Source organism: Methylobacterium sp. B1, from assembly GCF_000333255.1.
In the GTDB taxonomy this organism is placed as follows: domain Bacteria; phylum Pseudomonadota; class Alphaproteobacteria; order Rhizobiales; family Beijerinckiaceae; genus Methylobacterium; species Methylobacterium fujisawaense.
The window spans coordinates 1-3,131 of record NZ_BACT01000582.1 but is presented as its reverse complement, the minus strand read 5'-3'; the positions used below and the strand labels follow the sequence as shown (position 1 = coordinate 3,131).

The 3,131-nt window shown below is 69.5% G+C and carries 3 protein-coding genes and 1 pseudogene; all 4 read left to right on the top strand.

Features of this window, described 5'->3' with window-relative positions; translation table 11 throughout:
- Positions 1 to 265, top strand: a pseudogene (locus I53_RS17145) (GTA-gp10 family protein); the annotation flags it as partial.
- A complete protein-coding gene (locus I53_RS35760) occupies positions 262 to 390 on the top strand; it encodes a hypothetical protein (RefSeq protein WP_286009587.1) in 129 nt (42 codons plus the stop codon). The pseudogene I53_RS17145 and the gene I53_RS35760, both read left to right, overlap by 4 nt.
- Before the next feature lie 27 nt (positions 391 to 417).
- Positions 418 to 2,712: a hypothetical protein gene (locus I53_RS17140; RefSeq protein ID WP_043352770.1), complete on the top strand. Its 2,295-nt coding sequence runs from the start codon at positions 418 to 420 to the stop codon at positions 2,710 to 2,712.
- A 3-nt stretch (positions 2,713 to 2,715) separates the two neighbouring features.
- A partial coding sequence (locus tag I53_RS17135; protein ID WP_043352768.1) for a hypothetical protein occupies positions 2,716 to 3,131 on the top strand: 416 nt, incomplete at its 3' end.

Genomic DNA, 3,131 nt, shown 5'->3' with positions numbered 1-3,131 from the left:
GCGAGGCTGGGACACGATCCGCCTGGGCCTCGAAGGCGGCGGCATGAGCAGCATCTCGGCCTCGGCGCTGGTGCTCCGTTACCAGGACGAGCCGCTGATGGACTACCTATCGCTGGCCGGCCAGATCGTGGCGGCGGCGGTCAACGGTGTCCCCAAGGGAAAAGCCGAGACCGAGGGGGAGAGCGAAGCCGACCCGGCGACCTCTCGGTCTTCATCGGCGCCGGGGCGGTCGCGGGGTTCTCGCCGGAGGAAGTCCGCCGGATGACGCTGGCCGAGTGGCACGTCGTCATCGAGTCCTTCATCGCCGCCAATAGCCCGCCGGAAGAGGGCAGCACAGAGGAAGAGTTCCTCGACGTGCTAGCCGAAGAGATGGCCGCGGGCCGCGCCTGACCGCCTGATCACAGCAGGATCGCCGCCTTGGCCGAACCGCTTGTCATATCGTTTGCCGCGGACACCTCGCGCGCCCAGAGCGCGATGGCGACGCTGGCCGGCCAGATCGTGGGCAACATGACCTCGATCGGCGTGGCCATGTCCGGCGGTGCGGCGAACAGCAACGGCTTCGGCGCGGCCCTGCAGGGTCTGGCGAACAACGCCCAGCGTGCGGCGTCCGCTGTTGGGCGCGACGTCCGCAATATCTCGACGGCTACGGCAAACGCCGCGACTGCGGACCGGGCCACGCTGGAGGGCGTTGTCCGCGCCTTCACTGGTGCGGCCGCCGCCTCGGAGACGGCCGGGGCCGGCGTTCGCGCCAGCCTCACGGCCACCACCAGCACCATCGCGGGCGTGGCCGCGCAGATCCCCTCGCTCCAGACGCTGCTGGCGGCCTTTCTCGGTTTCCAGGCCGCGAAGCTCGTCTTCGACAGCGTGGCTGCATCCATCGAGGCGGCGCGCAAGCACATCCAGGAGTACGTGCAGATCGGCAAGGACGCCGAGCGCGTCGGCGTCGGCACGGACTTTTTCCAGCGCGCCACGCTCGGCGCGGACAAGTTCGGCTTGAAGGTCGAGCAGGTCGTTGCCGCGCTCCAGCACGCGCGCGAGGCCAGCGAGATCCGGATCGGCGAGGGCAAGGACGGGTCGAACACCTCGGCGATCGACGGGCGCCTCACGCAGAACGTCCGGGCCGGGAACCTGACGGCGGCAGACAAGGCCACGTTCGACAGCGCCGGCAGCCAGGAAGCCAAGATCCGGGCGATCCTCGATCTCATCGACCAGCTGCGATCGAGCCAGCGCGACGTCGCAGCGTTCGACCTCGCCGGCAAATTTTTCGGTGCCGACTTCGAGCGCCAACTCCGCAGCGGCGTCGACCTGACCAACCAGTTGCGCGACACGCTGAACAGCACCTCGACGACGGTGGCCGGCGTGCGCATCGTCGGTGCTGACGAAGTCGAGCGGGCCAACCAGCTCGACGCCAAGGCCAAGGACATCGCCGACACCTTCGCGAACGCCCTGGCGCCGATTCAGCGCGACATCTCGAACGCGGTGCTCGACACCTATCAGGCATTCCTGAACGTCGAGGCGGTGATCGCCCGCGTCGTGCAGATCGCAGCGAACCTCTACCAGACGATCAGCGGCGTGGTGGGCAAGGTCCGCGACCTCGTCGGTTCGATCCCGGGCATCGGCAAGATCATCACCGCAGGCAACCCGCTGACCTTCCTCCAAGAGGTCGGCAAGGCCACGGGCGTGATCGAGCCGGACGTGCAGGGGCCGCCCGCGCCGCTCACGGTGAAGGTGCGCCCGAAGGGGCCGGACCGGTCCGCCGTGCTGCCGTCGCTGCACACCCCGCGTGGGCGTGAGCGATCCGGCTCCGAGAGCCTCGATGCAGTCGAGACGCTGATCCACCAGCTCGAGAAGGCTCGCGACACCGCGAAGGCCGAGCTCGACAACGTCGGCAAGACGAACGTCGAGCGCGAAAAGGCGGTGGCGCTTGCCAAGGCCGAGGCGGCGGCGCGCGAGGAGGTGAAGAAGGGCAACCGGAAGGATCCGGCCCTGGACGACGACGAGCGCTCCCGCGTGCTCGCCGCGGCCGAGGCCATGCAGAAGTACAAGGATGCCACCGAGAACGCCCAGCAGGCACTGCGGCAGACCGCGGACGCAGCCCGGTACTTCGCCGAGACGGCCTCAAACGGCCTGGCCGACGCCATCATCAACGGCAAGTCCTTCGGCTCAGTGCTGGCAGACATCACGAAGCAACTTGAGCGCTCGGTGCTCACCGGCTTGCTGACCGGCACCGGCCCGCTCGCCGGGCTGCTCGGGACCGCGCCGCTGGCCAGCGCCGGAAGCAACGCGACCGGCGGTCTCCTCGGTAGCGTTTTCGGGAACGCGCTGCGCGGTGGTGGCTCAGCCGGTTCGCCACTGCCGGGCGCGCAGGGGCCGAGCCTGCCGTCCGGCAGTATTCTTGACGGCATCGCGAGCCTGTTCCGGGCGAACGGCGGCCCGGTGTCGGCCGGGCAGCCGGTCACCGTCGGCGAGATGGGCCGCGAGCTGTTCGTGCCGAACGCTGACGGCAAGGTGATCCCGATCGCGGCGGGTGGTGCCGGTGGCGGCCCGCAGTCGATCGATCAGAGCCGATCGTACAACATCGACGCCCGCGGGGCGCAGATGGGCGTCGCCGAGCAGATCACAGCCCGCCTTGCCGCCTACGATCAGGGGCTGAACCGGAGCCTCGCGGCGCGCACCGCTGTCGCGAACCGGCGCTACAGCACGGGGCGGTGACCTGTGAGCCTCTTCGATGCCGCTGGCGCGGCCGCACTCCGCGGTGACCTGATCGCCGCCGAGATCCTGGCGTTTTTCGACTTCCGGACCAGCCCGCAGCGAGTCCACGCCGGCTTCGGGACCCTACGGGCCGGCGGCTTCGACTGGCAGGGCATGGGCAGCCTCGGTTCGGTGTCGGACATCGAGGGCGCGGTCGGCGGCATCGCCCCGGTGGTGACCTTCACCCTCTCGGGTGTCGGGCCGGAGATCGCCAACGACGTCGTGAACGCTCGGACGGAGGTGAAGGGCCGAGACTGCTACGTCTATCTGCAGTTCTATGACGGCGGTCTCGCGCCGCTCGGGGGGCTCTACACCCTCTATCGCGGCGTCATGGATCGGCTGATCCACACTGCCCGCAGCGCGGATGCCTGGACCGCGCA